The organism is Streptomyces melanosporofaciens (assembly GCF_900105695.1).
Lineage (GTDB): Bacteria > Actinomycetota > Actinomycetes > Streptomycetales > Streptomycetaceae > Streptomyces > Streptomyces antimycoticus.
Genome location: NZ_FNST01000001.1, coordinates 309,348 through 324,176, shown reverse-complemented (window position 1 = coordinate 324,176; position 14,829 = coordinate 309,348). Strand labels below are relative to the sequence as shown.

Here is a 14,829-nt window from a genome sequence, read left to right as displayed (position 1 = left end):
TGTCAAGGCGTTATCGGATCAGATGCAGGTGGACCGTCATCGCGGGCTCCCACGGGTGGCGTCGGGTTCGGGGCGGCGGTCGGCGGTAGGACGCCGGGTCAGGCTGAGGACGAGTCCGGCCAGAGGGAGTGCCGCGAGCACGGCGAGGGCCACCGGCACCGGCACGATGCCGGACAGACCCGCGACAGCGGCCGGACCGATCCCGCCACCCAGGGCGTTCATGAAGTTGAACAGGCCCTGTGCGGTGTCGCGGTCGTCCGCGGCGACCAGGTCCGGCGCGAGGCTCACCAGTACGGCTTGGGCGCCGGCGAACCCGCACACGGTCAGCGCCGTGCCGACGACAATCGGGATCGGCCCGGTGAAGATCGCGACCACGAGCACGCCGACGACGGTGAGTGCCGCAAGCCCGGCCGACACCTGCCAGCCGGTGAACCGGTCGGTCAAGGTGCCGACCAGCCGCCCGGCCAGCACCGAGCAGGCGGCGGCCGGGACCAAGAGCACGCCGGCTTCCAGGGGGCCGCCGCCCGTGGCCTGCTCGATCAGGGACGGGGCGCGGAACAGCACCCCGTAGTAGCCGGCGAAGACGGTCCCGCCGATGAGCCCGGCCGCCAGGAAGCCGCAGGATGCGATCACCCGCCGAGGCACGAACCCGTCGGGCGTGCTTCGCACGCGCCACCACAGTCCCACGGCGGCGAGCGCCCCGGCGGCGGCCACGACGAGCGTGACCGGAGCGGGCAGGCCGACCGAGTGTGCCTGCAGCAACGTGATCAAGGAGCCGGCGAGTACCGACAGCACGGCCGCGCCGACGATATCGAGTCGCCCGGTCGAGCCGTTTCGCTCGCCGCTACCGCTCCGCGTCAGCGCGCGCCTACTTGGCAATGCGGCCAGCAGGAGGGGCAGCGCGAGGACCGGGATCGCGAGCACGGCACGCCACCCGAGCCATGCGGTCACCGCCCCGCCCAACAGTGTCCCGCACCCCGACGCCGTCGCGCTGGCGGCCGCGATGATTCCCACGGCGCGGATCCGTTGCCGCCCGGGAAGGGCGGTGGCCGCGGCAAAGACGGCGATCACGGTCGCGCCCGCCCCGGCGCCGCCGATCAGTCGGCCGACGATCACGACGGACAGTGTCGGCCCGGCTCCGGCGAGCGCGGAGCCCGCGGCGAGCGCCACGACCCCGGCGACGAGGACCTGGAAGGGGCTCCAGCGGACCAGCAGCCGACCCGCGACCGGCATCGCGAGCGCGGAGGTCAGCGACCACGCGGCGAGAATCCATGCGGTGGCCCCGAACGGCACCGCGAGTGCGCGGCCGATGGCCGGCAGGGCCACCGACGGCGCTCCCAGTGCCACGTACATCGGCAGCACCAGCATCCCCAAAGTCAGCCCCAGCCGACGCCCGTCCGGGGCGTCGGTTCGCTCCGGTGCCGGGGCCCCTCCAGACGGGATCGTCTGCGGCGTCGTCCCCTGCCGGGTACGTTGTGACATGCGAAAGCTCATTTGCGTGTAACATTACGGAGCAGTGAGGAGATACGTCAAATGCGGGATGCGTGTTACAGCCCATTGGTGGTCCAGACGGCCGTCGACCTGGCCAACACCTTGAGGCCGATCAAGGGAGAGGACGCGCTCGAGACCGTGGAGCAGCTCCGGGACTTCCTTGACGACCATCCCGCGGCTGAGCCTCCGAGTTCGGCCGCGAACCAAGGGACCGGTCTGCGGCATCTCACCCGCGCCGACCTGGCGGAAGTCCGCGCGTTGCGCGAGACGGTGCGTGAGGTGCTCGAACGGGCGAACGCGGACGCGGTCGAAGCTGCGGCTCTGATCAACGACGGTCTGCGTCGCAGCCGCGCCACCCCGGTACTGCGCCACGAGGACGGCCGCTGGTGGACCGAGGTGACCTCCGACACCGACCGCTGCTCGGCGCACCTTGCCGCGACTACGCTCAGCGCACTGGCCTCCGTTATCGCCACGCTCGGTCCCGCTCGTCTCGGCGTATGTGCCGGGCCGACCTGCCGGGCCACTTTCGTGGACCTCTCGCGCAACGGCTCGAAGCAGTACTGCACCCGAACCTGCTCACACCGGGCCAGCGTCGCGGCCTACCGGAGCCGGCGCAGCCCGCGTTGAGCGCCGGCACCTGACCCTGCCAGGTCGGCACCGGGGTTTCGTCCGAGCCCGCCTTCGACGAACTCGCTCGGGCCTCCGGGGGCGTTCCTCGCGATGCAACCTACATCGCAGCGAAAGCCGCACTGCAGGCCCGAGACCGCACGCGCGATTCGACGGGCAATTCTCGACCTCGACGAGTTCCAAGCAACGGCGGATCTCAAGCAAGGTTGAGCCGAGCCATGGGGGCTGGTGACGGAAGCAGGCCCTGGGCACCCATGCCACACAGCAGGACTTGACACGGAAGAAGAGTGGGCCAAGGACCCGGCAGTGCACCCGATCAGCCGTTCAACATCCGGGATCGCAAACAGCTACTCACTCCGCGCTACACGCCACCTTGCCGTAGCGATACGAGAACAAGGCCGAGACCGGCAAGAAATGAACCGCACGAGGCCCTGCCGCACCGGGACACAGTTTCGTTTCACACCGCCCCCGCGCTGCCGGCCGCCGGTGCGCGGCCGGGTGTCCTGCCTGTGCGGGGGCCGCCGGTACAGCAGGCGCTGCCTCTGGGCGGCGGTGGGCGTCGCGCTGCTCAACTCAGCGTCGTGACCCGCCTGTCGGTCCTCTGGTCTAGGGTCGCCCGCATGGCTGAGCCCTCCTATCCGACCGCGGTGCCCGAGTCGTACGACGCGGTCGCCGCTGATTATGTCGAACGCGCCCCGCCTCCAGCCGCGATGGACCCGCTGTCACGTGCGATTCTGGCGGGATTTGCCGAGCTCGTGCGGACGGCTGGTCTGGGGCCGGTCGCGGACCGGGATGCGGGCCCGGCCGCGTGACGGCGCACCTGGCCGGGCTGGGAGTGTCCGCCTTCGGTGTCGATCTGTCACCGAAGATGATCGGGCTGGCCCGCCAGGCCTATCCGAACCTGCGCTTCACCGAGGGCTCGATGACCGCGTTGGAGATGAGGGGCGACGAGCTCGGCGGCATCCTGGCCTGGTACTCCACCCACCACACGCCCCCGCAGTGGCTGCCGGCGGTGTTCGCCGAGTTTCACCGCACGCTCGCGCCCGGCGGCTACCTGCTCTGGGGAGACTATGTCGGCGATGAACGGCTGCAGCCGACCCAGGGCTATGGCCGTCCGGTCTCCTACGAGTCACACCTCCCAGCAGGCCCCCGCCCAGTCGACGACGCCGGCGATCCGGACGCCTGCCGGCCTTGGGGGCTCCCCGTCGAACAGCACGTTGCCGGGTTGGAAGTCCCGGTGCGTCGCCTGGCAGCGGCACATCACGCTCGCCATGCTCGCCCTGGCCTTCCTGGCTGCCGTCGCCGCCGATGCCACCCCCAACCGGCCCACCGATCCTGACCACCCCGCCCACAGCAGCGACCCGATCAAGCTGACCGTCCCCGAGATCCGCCACCTACTCACTGCCGCCTTCAGCCAACCGGTCATCTCCGTGGCCAGGCTGCTGCACCGGTCCAACTGGCGCAGAGACCGCCAGGCAACGGCCCACCGCAGCCACGACCGACGACGATCCAGCGACGAACCACTGGATAGACCACGAAACCGCACTGGAGTATTAGGCGGCTCCACTGGAACCCCAGCCCGGACAGTGTCCGAGCTGGGATTCTTCGTATCAGCGGATACGTCGGCGGCGGCGTGCGTGGGCCGTGTGGCTGTCGGCGGTCTCAGTTCTGGTCTCAGTCGCGGCTTTCTGCTGGCGCATGAAGGCATCTCCCAGGTGGCGCATGGCGTCCTTCGAGATGCACCAGGCCGGGGCGCGGCTCGTCGTGAACGACGGTCATCGCCCAACTCATCCGGGCCGCGGCATCCTGTGGGTGGTCAGCGGTCGAGGACCAGCCTCGGACAGTTGGGAGCGGCGCGCGAGACGCAGACGAACATCACATCGTTGGCCGCTCGCTCGTCGGCCGTCAGCAATGCGTCGCGGTGGTCGATCGCGCCCGACCGGACGCCGGTCTCGCAGGTGCCGCAGGTACCTTCCCGGCAGGAGGAGAGGATCTCGATTCCGGCCTCCTCCAGCACGTCGAGGATCGACTTGTCGGCCGGCACTCGCAGAACCTGTCCGGAGTCGGCCAGCTCGACCTCGAAACCCGCGGATACGGCGTCCGGGTCGGCCTTGAGCGCCGTGAACCGTTCGGTTCGCAGCGTGCCGGCCGGCAGGGTCGCGCACGCGGTCTCCAGGGCGTCGAGGAGCGGCGCCGGTCCGCAGGAGTAGAGCAGCGCACCGGCCGGACGGCCGGCGACGATCCGGTCCAGGTCGAGAAGTCCGGTCTCGTCCTGCGGGCAGACGACGACGCCGTCGCCGTGGCGCGCCACAAGGTCGTCCACGAAGGCCATCGAGCCCCGGGTGCGGCCACCGTAGTAGAGCCGCCAATCGGCGCCGGCGGCGTCGGCTGTGGCGAGCATTGGGAGGATCGGCGTGATGCCGATGCCGCCCGCCACGAAGACGTACGCCGCCGCGGGCTCCAGCTCGAAGTGGTTGCGCGGACCGCGTGCCTTGACCGGGTCGCCCGCGCTGAGCTTGTCGTGGACGTGCGCCGACCCGCCGCGGCTTTCCGGCTCGCGCAGTACGGCCACCTGCCAGCGGCCGCGGTCGGCCGGGTCGCTGCACAGCGAGTACTGGCGTACCAGCCCGTCGTCGAGCAGCAGGTCGATGTGGGCCCCAGCGGACCAGGCCGGCAGCTTGGCCCCGTCGGGGCTGCGCAGTTCGAGGAGCCGAACGTCCGCGGCAGCCTCCGCGGCGGCCGTGACGACCAGCTCCAGCTCGGTCTCGGCGTTCACACGTCCACCAACTCGGGCTCGGGGTCGGGCGCGTCGGAGTCGGTCCGGCTGTCGCCGTGTGTGTCCGGGTGCGCCAGCAGCCACTCCCACAAGGCGATGGGGTCGATGTCCTCGTGGCTTGCGCCGCACCAGCAATAGCCGACGAGCACGTCGGTGTGGAGCTGCCACACCACTCGGTAGACGGTCCGCCCCTTGAGCATCTTGGTCGGCGACGGCAGATCCGCGCGCACAGGGGCGGCGGGACCGACCTGGTCCGGGCTGCTCACGGTGCGGCCACCGTCTTCGCTTCGGCCGTCTTCCCCTCACCCCGGGCGACCAGTTTGGCGAGGATCCGACGGGCGGCCAGGCCGCCGGTGTCGATGTTGATCGACAGCTCCTGGTAGTTCTCCTTCTCGCTCTCGACGACCTCTTCGAGCAGGTCGAGGGCGACGACATCCTGCATGACCACCGTGTGGTTGTTGGTCGCGAGGAACTCGGTGACCTTCTCGTCGTCGAGCGCGAAGTCACGCGAGACCATCCAGAAGTCGAGGGTCTCGTGCTCGGTCGAGGGGGTGATCCCGTAGGTCACCTCGACATGGAATGCCTGGTCGTCCGGGCCCTCCTCCGGCGGGAGGATGCCGGCCGGAGCGATCCGGCTGTGCAACAGATAGAGGCACGGCGCGTAATACTCGACGTCCTGCCAGCGGGTGATCCGACCCTCGATGCCCGTGGACTTGGAGTAGAACGGCGGGCACTCGGCGTCGTCCATGTGTCGGCTCACGTAGACGACGTTGGCGTCCTCGTCGACCTCGGTCGTGATCGGCGTCTCGGCGACCTCCGGCGTGCCGATGTAGCCGCCGTGCAGGTAGGTCTCGTGGGAGAGGTCCATCAGGTTGTCGACCAGCAAGCTGTAGCGCGCCTTGAGCGGCTCCATGCCGCGGACGACCGTGTAGTCCGGTGAGTCCAGCCATGGTGCCCGTGGGATGCGCGCGGTGTCGGCCAGTTCCTGGTCACCGATCCAGACCCACACCAGCGAGTCCTGCTCGCGGACGGTCCAGGCGGGGACGCGGGCCGTGCGCGGGATCCGCTTCTGGGCCGGCGCGGCGACGCAGACGCCGGTCTTGTCGTAGGTGAAGCCGTGGTAGCCACAGATGATCTGGTCGTCCTTGAGGTGGCTGCGCGACAGCGGGTATCGGCGGTGCACGCACCGGTCGGCCAGCGCGACGACGTCGCCTTCGCCGGTCCGGTAGAAGACGAGTGGCTCTCCGCAGATCGTGCGGCCGAGCAGGCCGTCGCCGATCTCTTCGCTGTACGCGGCGACGTACCACTGGTTCAAGGGCCAACTGGGCATCGGTGTCTCCTTCTGTCTCTCGACCGGCCGAACGCCGCAGCGAACGCCGGTCCGGGCCCCGGTACGAACCCCGGTCCGGGGCCTGGTGCGACGACCGGGTCGTGCCCAACATGGCCGCCACCGCCCTCCGGGGCCTAGGCCACTTCCGATGTTCGGAAGGAATCTCGGCCTGCGCCCATCGGAATCTCAGCTCGCGCCCATCGGAATCTCAGCTCGCGCCCAGCAGACGTCGGCCACCGGCCGGCCGGGCCGGCTCCCAGCCCAGGGCCCGGGAGATGCTGCGGCTCGCCGCCTGTACCGCGGGGGCCAGTGCCTTCGGAGTGAGGGGGCCGTCGGAGCGCACCACGACGGAGAGCGCCGCAACCACCTCACCGCCCACGCCACGCACCGGGCAGGCGACCGAGAACGCGTCCTCGGTCACCTGGCGGTCGCTGAGGGCTGTCCCGGCACACCGCACTTCGGCGAGCATTTTGCGGAGCACCGCGGGGTCGGTGACGGTGTACGGCGTCCAGCGCCGCAACGGCTCGGCCAGCACCCGCTCGTGAACCTCCCGAGGCGCATGGGCCAGCAGCACCAGTCCGACGCCGGTGGCCGGAAGGGCGAAGCGCCCACCGACCTTGGTGAGAACCCGGACCGCACCACGGCCGGTGATGCGCTCCACGTAGACGACCTCGAGCCCCTCGCGCACGGCCAGCTGCACGTTCTCATGGGTCGCCTCGTAGAGGTCCTCCATCGCCGGCAGCGCGGTCTCACGCAGCGCGAGCCCGCGGGGCGCCGCGCACGCCGCCTCCCAGAGCCGGAGTCCGACCTGGTAGCCGCCGTCGGCCTCTTCCAGCGCACCCCACTCGACGAGGTCGATGACGATGCGGTGGGTGGTCGTCAGCGAGAGGCCGCTCGCGCGGGACAGCTCCGAGAGAGTGAGCCGCGGCCGGGCGGCACCGAAGGCCCCCAGTACGTCGAGCGTGCGGACGCTGAGGGAACGGGCGTCGCGTCCGCCCGTCGCGGCGTTCTTACCAGGCATCAGCGGCTCCGGGATGCTCGGGCTCCTGGCGGGAGACCGTCGGGGGCGAGGCCCGTCCGATGATGTACCGGCCGGAGCGGGCCTCCTCGAGGACGACCGTGGAGCGCGGGCTCGTCACCGCGGATGACATGGCTACGACCGCGGTCGGTGCACGACCACCAGCCCGTTGTCGGCGTCGACCTCGACCCGGTCGCCGGTCGCGATCTTGGCGACCGGGTCGTCGTCGAGCTCGGTCACCGTGGGGACGCGGGTCACGATCGCGCCGAGGGCAGCCTTCGTGGTCAGGTTGGTGAAGATCATCGCCAGCGGCGCGGTGCCCATGAGGCGGGTCGACTGGAAGAAGCCGGACCAGCCCGAGGAACCCTTCGCCCCTGGGAAGACCAGCACCTTGCCGGTGAAGCAGACACCGTAGAGCTCGTGCCTGCGCTCGATGATGGTGCCGGTGGCCGGATCGATCCCGCCCCAGCCGGAGATGGTCTCGTGGGAGACCAGGGCCTGGCCCTCGACGCGTCCCGGGACGATGCCGCGGCCGCGGAGCACGAGCCGGGTCCCCGCGACGCTGGTCATCGGACCACCGCCGCGGGGGCCAGCGAACCACGCCAACGACCGGTCACGGCGGCATCGACACACTCCTCGGTGGTGCCGAACCAGGACTCGATGCCGAGGATCGCCGGTAGATAGTGCGCCTGCTTGGCCGAGTCCGTGGCGAACACCTTGGTGCCCGTGGGCGCGACCCGCGACATGGCCGGGCAGGAGTCGGTCAGGACCCGGCCCCCGGCGCGCTCGATGGTGGCTGTCCACCCGTTGCGGTCCGAGACGGCACGCAGCGCGCGCGGCGTCATGACCCACAGTTCGGTCCCGGCCGACAGCGTGCGTCCTTCGAGCGCCCGTGCGACTCGGCCGATCTGCTCGAGCGAGGCATGCGGGCAGCCGATCAGCACGAAGTCGACATCCTCACTGTTCCCGATGGAGTTGAGCGAGTCGTAGATCGCGTGGCGCTCCGCCTCGCCGTAGTGCAGCGGCTCGGGCGGCGCGGCGCCACCGAAGGCCGCCTCCAGTGTCGGCGCATCGGGAGTGCGTCCCGGGATGTGGTACATCTCGACGCCGCCCGAGGAGGCGGCGGCCGCCCCGAAGTGCTTCAGGTCCGCCAGGTCGGGTTGACCGAGGTCGCCGACCATGACGGGGCGCGCCTCCTGGACCATGTCGCCGACGAAGTAGCCGAACATGCCCCAGTCCTGAAAGCCGGTCATCCGAAGTCCGGATTCGATCAGATGGGTGCCGTAACGGTTTTCCACCAGGTGATTGCCCCAACAGGGAATCCGGCCGGTGATGCTCGCCGACCCGGTCGAGGCGCCCCCTTCGCAGTTGGTGCGCGCGCCGAGGACCGAGTTGGCGTAGACCACCGCCGAGGACTCCATCCAGGCGATGTGCTCGCCGTAGGTCGGCAGGTTGCCCACCTGGTACGGCGTGCACGTGGCCAAGACGTTGACGCCCTTGGAGCTGTAGAACGACTCGGCGTCGGCCTGGAGCTCGATGTTGCGCTCGGAGTACGGCATGATCCCCAGCGCGTCGTTGCCGAAGCCGTGCTGGAGCTGGCATGTCGGCACCTTCATCCGCGGCACCTCGATGTCGTCGTCGCAGTCGAGGCTGATCACCGCGAACGCCTTCGACCAGCCGCCCTCCTCGAACAGCTTCGTCTTGGCGGGCGAGGGCTGGGTGTTGGTCCCCGCCACGTTGCGGGTCTCGCACAGGTGCTCGGCACCGAGTGCGTCGGCGTATCTGATGAGCAGGTCCATCGCCGCCGCGACGGCATCGCCGTCACGGCCGTCGCGCATGGCTTTCTCTTCGTCTGTCAGGGTGACCATCGGTTCCTCCTCAGCCTTCGACGTTCTCGCGGACGCGGTCGCGCAGCGCCGTCAGGTCGACTTGGTGGACGTCCTCGCCCAGGGTCAGATCGAGGGCGTGCGCGGCGGCGAGGCCCATCGCCGAGCACGGACCCATCACCCGGACGCTCGAGAGAGCGGCGGCATCCCCGTCGACACAGCGGCCCGCGGCCACGAGGTTGCGTGCCTGCGGCGAGAGCATGCTGCGCAGTGGAACGTAGTGGACGTGGTCGGGGCCGAAGGTCTCCCATACATAGCCCTCGACCCGGTCGTGGAGCTCAACCGGCCAGGCCGTCCGGGCGATGGCGTCGTCGAACCTCGTCTCCTGCCGCACCTCGTCGAGGGTCAGCCGGTGGGCGGCGGCGAGCCAGCGGGTCTGTCGGCGCCCCGGGAATCCATAGGCCCGGACCCGGGCGTTCTTGAACGCCGCCGGGAACTCCCGCCGGAGGAATTCCACGACCCGGTCCGCCTGGGCGCGGCCCCGAAGCTGCGCGTCAGCGGCCTCGACCGCACCCAGGGGAGCCTCGACGTGGGTCATGTTCATCACCGCCGTGTTGCGGCCTGGGAAGAAGAACGCGAGCCCGTCGCGGCGGACCAGGCCGTACTCGGTGGCCTTCTTGTCGACCCGGGCCACCAGCTCGGCGGGCTCCGGCTTGCCGGACTCGTCGAGTCCCTCCAGGCGGATCTGCTGGGAGCCCCAGACGGTACGGTCCGGGACCTGGCAGGGCAGCCCCGCCTCCCAGGCGAGCGCCGCGTCACCGGTCGCGTCGACGACACCGCGGGCGGTGACGGTCACCGGGCCGAAGCGCGTGGCGAAGTCGACCCGCTCGATGAGGCCGCCCTCGATCCCGACGCCGCTGACGGAGGCGCCGAGGACCACCCGGATGCCGAGCTCCTCGACGATGTTCTCGAACCAGCGGCCGAGGGCGACCTCGTCGTAGGTCACCGTCTGGGTGTGGGTGCGGTTGTAGTGAAGGTCGTCGGTCTTCTCCAGCGCCTCGAAGAGCTCGCCGAAGATCCCGTAGGTGAGCTGGCGGTAGTCGGGCGCGTTGCCGTAGATCCCGCAGAAGAGCCCGATCATCGAATTGACGCACTGGCCGCCGAGGACCGGGAGCGCGTCGACGAGGACGACATCGCGGCCGAGGCGGCGCGCCTGTATGGCCGCCGAGAGCCCGGCGATGCCGGCGCCGACGACGAGGATGTCGGCGTCGAGCCGTTCGGCTGGATCGTCGACCGGCTTGGTGACCGTGTGGACGACGAGATCGGACAGGGGGTGGGGCATGGTGTCGTTTTCTCCCAGAAGATGGTCGGTCAGTTGGCGGCGGCCCGGCGCAGCGTGGCGCCTCGGTCGAGCGGCTCCACGGCGCCGGCGTACACGCCGAGCCAGGAGCCGGGCCGCGCCGGCCAGGTCTGCGGCCCACGTGTTTCGGCGTACGCCTCGATCCGGCGGTTCAGCTCTTCGTCGTCGACCAGAAGGTCGACGGTTCGGTTGGGGACGTCGATCGCGATCTCGTCACCGGTGCGGACGGCCCCCAGCGGGCCCGGCACGCCTCCCTCCGGCGAGATCTCGCCGACGACGATGCCCTTGTTGACGAGGCCCGAGAGCTGCCCGTCGGTCACGAACGCCACCCGCTCGCTCAGGCCGGCACCGGCCAGCGCGAAGACCACACTGGAGGCCATGCCCATCCCCGGTGTGCCGGTGACTCCAAGACCCCGCAGCACAAGGACCTCGCCCGGCAGCACCTCACCGCGCTCGATCGCCTCGGTGGCCTCCGGCGCGGCCTCGAAGACGCGCGCCGCACCGCGGAAGGTGCGGGCCCGGTTCTCCGTCACCGACAGCTTCACGATGCCGGTGTCGGGGCACAGGTTGCCACGCATCAAAACGATGGTGGACTCGGGGCGCATCGGCTCGGCGCGGATCACGTCCGTGTCGACGGGGGCGCCGGCGACGACCTCGGCCATCGACGTGCCCGAGACCGTCATGGCCGAGCCGTCGATCCTGTCGCCGAGCTGCCGGAGCACGCCACGAGCGCCACCCGCGGCGTCGAACTGGTCGATCGTCGTGGGCCCGTTGGGCTGGACCGCCGCTATCGGCCCGACTTCCCGCCCGATCTCCTCGAAGAGCCGGTGGACATCGATGTCGTACGGCGACTCCGCGGCGATCGCCTCCAGATGCTTGACCGCGTTGATCGAGCCGCTGACCGCGATGACCGCCGTCACCGCGTTGCGGAACGCGGCGGGCGTCATCACCGTGCTGGGGCGCCGGTCCGCCTCGACGGCCGCCATGACGACCGGGCCGGCGGCCCGCGCGGCCGCCCACATCGTCTCGCTGTTGGCCTGGGTGGGGGCCGAGCCGGGCAGCGCCATGCCGAGCGCCTCGGCGACGATGTGCATGGTGTTGGCGGTGCCCATCCCCTGGCATACGCCGGGGCCGGTGATGGCGCGGTCGGACATTTGGCAGAGGTCCTCGAAGCTGATGGCGCCCGCGGCGAGCTTGCCGGCATCGGCGAAGACCTCCTCGATGTCGACGCGGCGGCCGTTGTCGAGGACGCCGCAGCTCTGGTAGCCGCAGGCGACGATCACGGTGGGGACGTCGGTCCGCGCGGCCGCCATCAGCTGGCCGGGCGTCGTCTTGTCGCACGACGCGAGGCAGATCATCCCGTCGAGCTTCGCGCCCTCGACAACCGACTCGATGTCGTAGGACACCAGGTCGCGGCCCGAGAGCACATATCCGCCACCCCGTCCGGCGGCCATGATGAAGTCGGTCGGCGCGACGGTGCGGATCTCGAAGCCCAGCCCGCCGGCGTCGTACACCGACTGGCGGACGGCCTCCGCCACCTTGTCGAGATGGGCGAAGCACGGCGCGAGCCCGGAAGAGGAGTTGACGATGGCGATCTTCGGTCGACGAATCTCCTCGTCGTCGTAGCCCAGCGCCTTCCACTGTGTGCGCGTCGTCGCCCAGCGCGACGACCCGATCGGATGATTGCTACGCGGCTCGGTGGACATCCCTTGACTCTTTCCTCGATCTTCGTGGTTGTTTCTGTGGCTGAGGCGCCTGTCAGGAGGGGGCCGCCGTCCTCACCGGCGCCACGCGGGTCGTGGGTGCCTCCACGGACAGCGCTCCCTCCGCCTCGGCCGGCAGCCGGCGCTGGACCCGGCCGAGGACGAACAGCACCAGCACCATCACGGCCGGGCAGGCCGCGAATATGGTGAACGCCCCGTGTGCCCCGAGACCGGCGTCGAGGATGACACCGCCGAGCCAGGGACCGACCATGGCGCCGATCTTGGCGACCGAGGACGCCCAGGCAGCGCCGTTGGCGCGGATCCCTGTCGGGTAGAAGGTGCCCGCGATGCTGGTGATGCCGCCATGACCACCGTTGACGAACATCTTGGCGCCGATGACGAAAGCGACGTAGACGGCCGGGCCGAGAACTCCGGTGCCCAGTGTCAGCATGCAGATGACGGCCGCGAGCGGCATCCACAGGATGATGCCCGCCCCCTTGCGGTCGACGAACCGGCTGATGAGCAGCTGCGCGATGGCGCCCGCGACGCTCGCCAGGGCGGCGATGGTGGCGGCCGCGCTCACGCTGAAGCCCATCTGCTCGTTGATCATCGGGGTCCAGAAGACCAGGAAGTAGATCAGCGCCGAGGAGAGGAGGTAGACCAGCCACAGCAGGGGTGTGATGGCGGCGAGGTGGCCGCGGAAGAGCTGGGTGGGGGTGAACCGCTTCCCCGAGTGCGCCTGCTCCTGGGCCTCGGTGGTGAAGCGGGTCCCGGGCTCGATGGACAGGCCCGGCTGGAAGCGGCGCAGGATGCGGGAGATGCGCTCATCGCTGTCGGGGCGGGCCTTCAGCACCAGGAACTTCACCGACTCGGGCACCAGCGGCAGCACCGCGAGAACGGTGAGCAGGGAGCAGACGCCGCCGACGACGAACACCGATCGCCAGCCGTACTCGGGGATCAGCCAGTTGGAGATGGGACCACCGGCGGCGCCGCCGAGCGTGTAGCCGACCATGATGATGGCCACGGCGGTCACCCGGAACCGCTTCGGCGCGTACTCGGCCGCCAGGGCCCAGGTCAGTGGGAGCACCCCGCCGAGGAAAAGCCCGGACACGAACCGCAGAGCGAACAGATGTGCGTAGGTGTCCGCACAGGCGAAACCGAGCATGAAGACGCCGAAACCGGCGACCGAGGCGACGATGGTTGGGCGGCGTCCGATCCGGTCCGCCAGATATCCCATGATCAGCGCACCGATCATGGTGCCGAAGAGGCCGACCGTGCCCAGGGTGCCGAGCTGGGTCCCGGTGAGCCCGAAGTCCTTACGGATGTAGGTGGCGGCGAAGGACAGGATCTGGAAGTCGAAGCCGTCGAGGAAGGTGACCAGACAGCAGACGGCGTACATCAGCAGCCAGTGGCGGCTCGCACGCTGGCGCTCGATGATCGGGGCCAGTTCCACGAGGGGTTGTGTGGCGCTCATGGACGTCTCCTCGTCGTTGAGGCCGGTGACGATGGGAACGCGGGTGACGACCGCAGCTCTGTCAGGGCATGGGACATGAGGGCTCCGGGGGGAGGGGGCTGTGCCGCGAACGCGGCTCTCACCGCGTGCCCCGCACCGTAGACAGCCCGCTTCACCGGAGGGAATGCCCAGGTCAATAGAGCGTTCGACTGGACGGTATCAACGGCGTTTATGCCTCGAGGCAGGCTGCGGCCCGGGCCATCAGGTCACGCAGCCAGCTGTGCGCCGGGTCCTCGTCGTGGCTCGCGTCCCACCAGAGATACTCTTCCAGCGGTTCGAGCGGTACCGGGCAGACGAGTGTGCGCAGCCCGTGCGCGGACGCGAGCGGCGCGGCGAGCCGCTCCGGAACGAGCGCCACCCGCCGCGTTCCGGTGATGAAATCGGGTACGGCCCGGTAGCTCTCCACGCGTACGGCGATCCGTGGCCGGATGCCCAGGGCGGTCAGCTGCCGGGTCGCCGGAGCGGCCGACGGGTAGCCCTCGTCCCGGTGGTAGGGCACCACCCACGGCAGCCGTGCCAGATCCTCGATGCCGAACGACTCGGCCTCGCACAGCGGATTGCCGGCGGACGCGACGCAGACCCACCGGTCGTGGAAGAGCGGCGCCGACTCGACCCCTGGGGTGCGGAAATGGCCCAGCGGCGGAGAGACCATGGCATCGACGAGCCGGATCGCATCGCCCGCGCCACTGCCCAGGGTCTCCCTGATGAGCTGGATGTGGAGCGCCGCGTGCGGCGCCTCGCGGTCGAACAGCCGTGACAGCGTGGGGCCCAGGACCGTCGCCTGGTAGTCGGCCATCAGCAGCGTGAACTCCCGCTCGGTGGTCGCGGGGTCGAACGCTCTGCCGGCCGCGAAGAGCCTTTCGGCGGCCGCGCACACCGTCTCGACCTGCCCGGCCAGCTGCGCGGCGAGCGGCGTCAGGACGTAGGCACCGTGTACCCGGACGAGCAGCTCGTCCCCGAAATGCCGGCGCAGCCGGGACAGCGCGGCGCTGACGGCGGGCTGGGTGACGCCGAGGTTCCGGGCGGCCCGGGTGACGTTCCGCTCGCGCAGCAGCGCTCGCAGCGTCACCAGGAGGTTGAGGTCGAGGTTCGCGAGGTGTGTGGGGCGGGACTGCCGTGGGCTCATGTACTCCGGATTCTGCCGCACGCACGCCGGCTCTTTCCACCCTCCTTTCGGGCCGCCTC

The 14,829-nt window shown here is 70.3% G+C and carries 13 protein-coding genes and 3 pseudogenes; 3 read left to right on the top strand and 13 right to left on the bottom strand.

The window, feature by feature from the left end:
- Window positions 1-36 precede the first annotated feature (36 nt).
- Entirely contained in the window at window positions 37-1,482 is a 1,446-nt protein-coding gene (locus BLV72_RS01625; protein ID WP_093459747.1) for an MFS transporter, read from the bottom strand.
- Window positions 1,483-1,533: 51 nt separating this feature from the next.
- Here BLV72_RS01625 and BLV72_RS01620 point away from each other — a divergent pair, with 51 nt between their 5' ends.
- Window positions 1,534-2,118, top strand: a complete 585-nt coding sequence (locus tag BLV72_RS01620) for a CGNR zinc finger domain-containing protein (RefSeq protein WP_093459745.1) — start codon at window positions 1,534-1,536, stop codon at window positions 2,116-2,118.
- Window positions 2,119-2,738: 620 nt separating this feature from the next.
- A pseudogene (locus tag BLV72_RS01615) lies at window positions 2,739-3,256 on the top strand (class I SAM-dependent methyltransferase); the annotation flags it as partial.
- Here the strand turns inward: BLV72_RS01615 and BLV72_RS51395 are convergent.
- Window positions 3,257-3,358, bottom strand: a pseudogene (locus BLV72_RS51395) (phosphotransferase); the annotation flags it as partial.
- A gap of 4 nt (window positions 3,359-3,362) precedes the next feature.
- Here BLV72_RS51395 and BLV72_RS51780 point away from each other — a divergent pair.
- Window positions 3,363-3,632, top strand: a pseudogene (locus BLV72_RS51780) (IS701 family transposase); the annotation flags it as partial.
- 302 nt (window positions 3,633-3,934) lie between these two features.
- Here BLV72_RS51780 and BLV72_RS01605 read toward each other — a convergent pair.
- The 11 genes from BLV72_RS01605 to BLV72_RS01560 all read right to left on the bottom strand — a co-directional run bounded on the left by BLV72_RS01605 (window position 3,935) and on the right by BLV72_RS01560 (window position 14,791).
- Entirely contained in the window at window positions 3,935-4,894 is a 960-nt protein-coding gene (locus BLV72_RS01605) for a PDR/VanB family oxidoreductase (protein WP_093459743.1), read from the bottom strand.
- Window positions 4,891-5,160, bottom strand: coding sequence for a hypothetical protein (locus tag BLV72_RS01600; RefSeq protein ID WP_342030635.1), 270 nt, complete (start codon window positions 5,158-5,160; stop codon window positions 4,891-4,893). The genes BLV72_RS01605 and BLV72_RS01600 overlap by 4 nt, the downstream gene beginning before the upstream one ends.
- Window positions 5,157-6,224 carry an aromatic ring-hydroxylating oxygenase subunit alpha gene (locus BLV72_RS01595; protein ID WP_093459741.1) on the bottom strand — a complete coding sequence of 356 codons (1,068 nt, stop codon included), beginning with the start codon at window positions 6,222-6,224 and terminating at the stop codon, window positions 5,157-5,159. The genes BLV72_RS01600 and BLV72_RS01595 overlap by 4 nt, the downstream gene beginning before the upstream one ends.
- Window positions 6,225-6,432: 208 nt before the next feature.
- Window positions 6,433-7,245 (bottom strand): IclR family transcriptional regulator, encoded by an 813-nt coding sequence (locus BLV72_RS01590; protein ID WP_093459740.1) that lies wholly within the window; start codon window positions 7,243-7,245, stop codon window positions 6,433-6,435.
- On the bottom strand, window positions 7,235-7,375 hold the full coding sequence (locus BLV72_RS47685) for a hypothetical protein (RefSeq protein WP_167746244.1): 141 nt from the start codon (window positions 7,373-7,375) through the stop codon (window positions 7,235-7,237). Before BLV72_RS47685 ends, BLV72_RS01590 begins: the two co-directional genes overlap by 11 nt.
- 2 nt (window positions 7,376-7,377) lie before the next feature.
- Window positions 7,378-7,812: an aconitase X swivel domain-containing protein gene (locus tag BLV72_RS01585; RefSeq protein ID WP_093459739.1), complete on the bottom strand. Its 435-nt coding sequence runs from the start codon at window positions 7,810-7,812 to the stop codon at window positions 7,378-7,380.
- On the bottom strand, window positions 7,809-9,110 hold the full coding sequence (locus BLV72_RS01580) for an aconitase X (RefSeq protein WP_093459737.1): 1,302 nt from the start codon (window positions 9,108-9,110) through the stop codon (window positions 7,809-7,811). The genes BLV72_RS01585 and BLV72_RS01580 overlap by 4 nt, the downstream gene beginning before the upstream one ends.
- A gap of 10 nt (window positions 9,111-9,120) precedes the next feature.
- A complete protein-coding gene (locus BLV72_RS01575) occupies window positions 9,121-10,410 on the bottom strand; it encodes an FAD-dependent oxidoreductase (protein WP_093459736.1) in 1,290 nt (429 codons plus the stop codon).
- 29 nt (window positions 10,411-10,439) lie between these two features.
- The gene (locus BLV72_RS01570) at window positions 10,440-12,134 is read right to left on the bottom strand and encodes a dihydroxy-acid dehydratase domain-containing protein (protein WP_093459734.1); all 1,695 of its coding nucleotides are present in this window, start codon (window positions 12,132-12,134) and stop codon (window positions 10,440-10,442) included.
- Between the two features lie 52 nt (window positions 12,135-12,186).
- Window positions 12,187-13,605 (bottom strand): MFS transporter, encoded by a 1,419-nt coding sequence (locus tag BLV72_RS01565; RefSeq protein WP_093459733.1) that lies wholly within the window; start codon window positions 13,603-13,605, stop codon window positions 12,187-12,189.
- A gap of 208 nt (window positions 13,606-13,813) precedes the next feature.
- Window positions 13,814-14,791: a LysR family transcriptional regulator gene (locus tag BLV72_RS01560; protein WP_208905457.1), complete on the bottom strand. Its 978-nt coding sequence runs from the start codon at window positions 14,789-14,791 to the stop codon at window positions 13,814-13,816.
- Window positions 14,792-14,829: the final 38 nt, after the last annotated feature.

Excerpts from the sequence above, each read along its gene's own strand:
- BLV72_RS01625 (WP_093459747.1), bottom strand. The coding sequence starts at position 1,482 with ATGTCACAACGTACCCGGCAGGGGACGACGCCGCAGACGATCCCGTCT.
- BLV72_RS01620 (WP_093459745.1), top strand. The coding sequence starts at position 1,534 with ATGCGGGATGCGTGTTACAGCCCATTGGTGGTCCAGACGGCCGTCGAC.
- BLV72_RS01595 (WP_093459741.1), bottom strand. The coding sequence starts at position 6,224 with ATGCCCAGTTGGCCCTTGAACCAGTGGTACGTCGCCGCGTACAGCGAA.
- BLV72_RS01590 (WP_093459740.1), bottom strand. The coding sequence starts at position 7,245 with ATGCCTGGTAAGAACGCCGCGACGGGCGGACGCGACGCCCGTTCCCTC.
- BLV72_RS47685 (WP_167746244.1), bottom strand. The coding sequence starts at position 7,375 with ATGTCATCCGCGGTGACGAGCCCGCGCTCCACGGTCGTCCTCGAGGAG.
- BLV72_RS01585 (WP_093459739.1), bottom strand. The coding sequence starts at position 7,812 with ATGACCAGCGTCGCGGGGACCCGGCTCGTGCTCCGCGGCCGCGGCATC.
- BLV72_RS01580 (WP_093459737.1), bottom strand. The coding sequence starts at position 9,110 with ATGGTCACCCTGACAGACGAAGAGAAAGCCATGCGCGACGGCCGTGAC.
- BLV72_RS01575 (WP_093459736.1), bottom strand. The coding sequence starts at position 10,410 with ATGCCCCACCCCCTGTCCGATCTCGTCGTCCACACGGTCACCAAGCCG.
- BLV72_RS01570 (WP_093459734.1), bottom strand. The coding sequence starts at position 12,134 with ATGTCCACCGAGCCGCGTAGCAATCATCCGATCGGGTCGTCGCGCTGG.
- BLV72_RS01565 (WP_093459733.1), bottom strand. The coding sequence starts at position 13,605 with ATGAGCGCCACACAACCCCTCGTGGAACTGGCCCCGATCATCGAGCGC.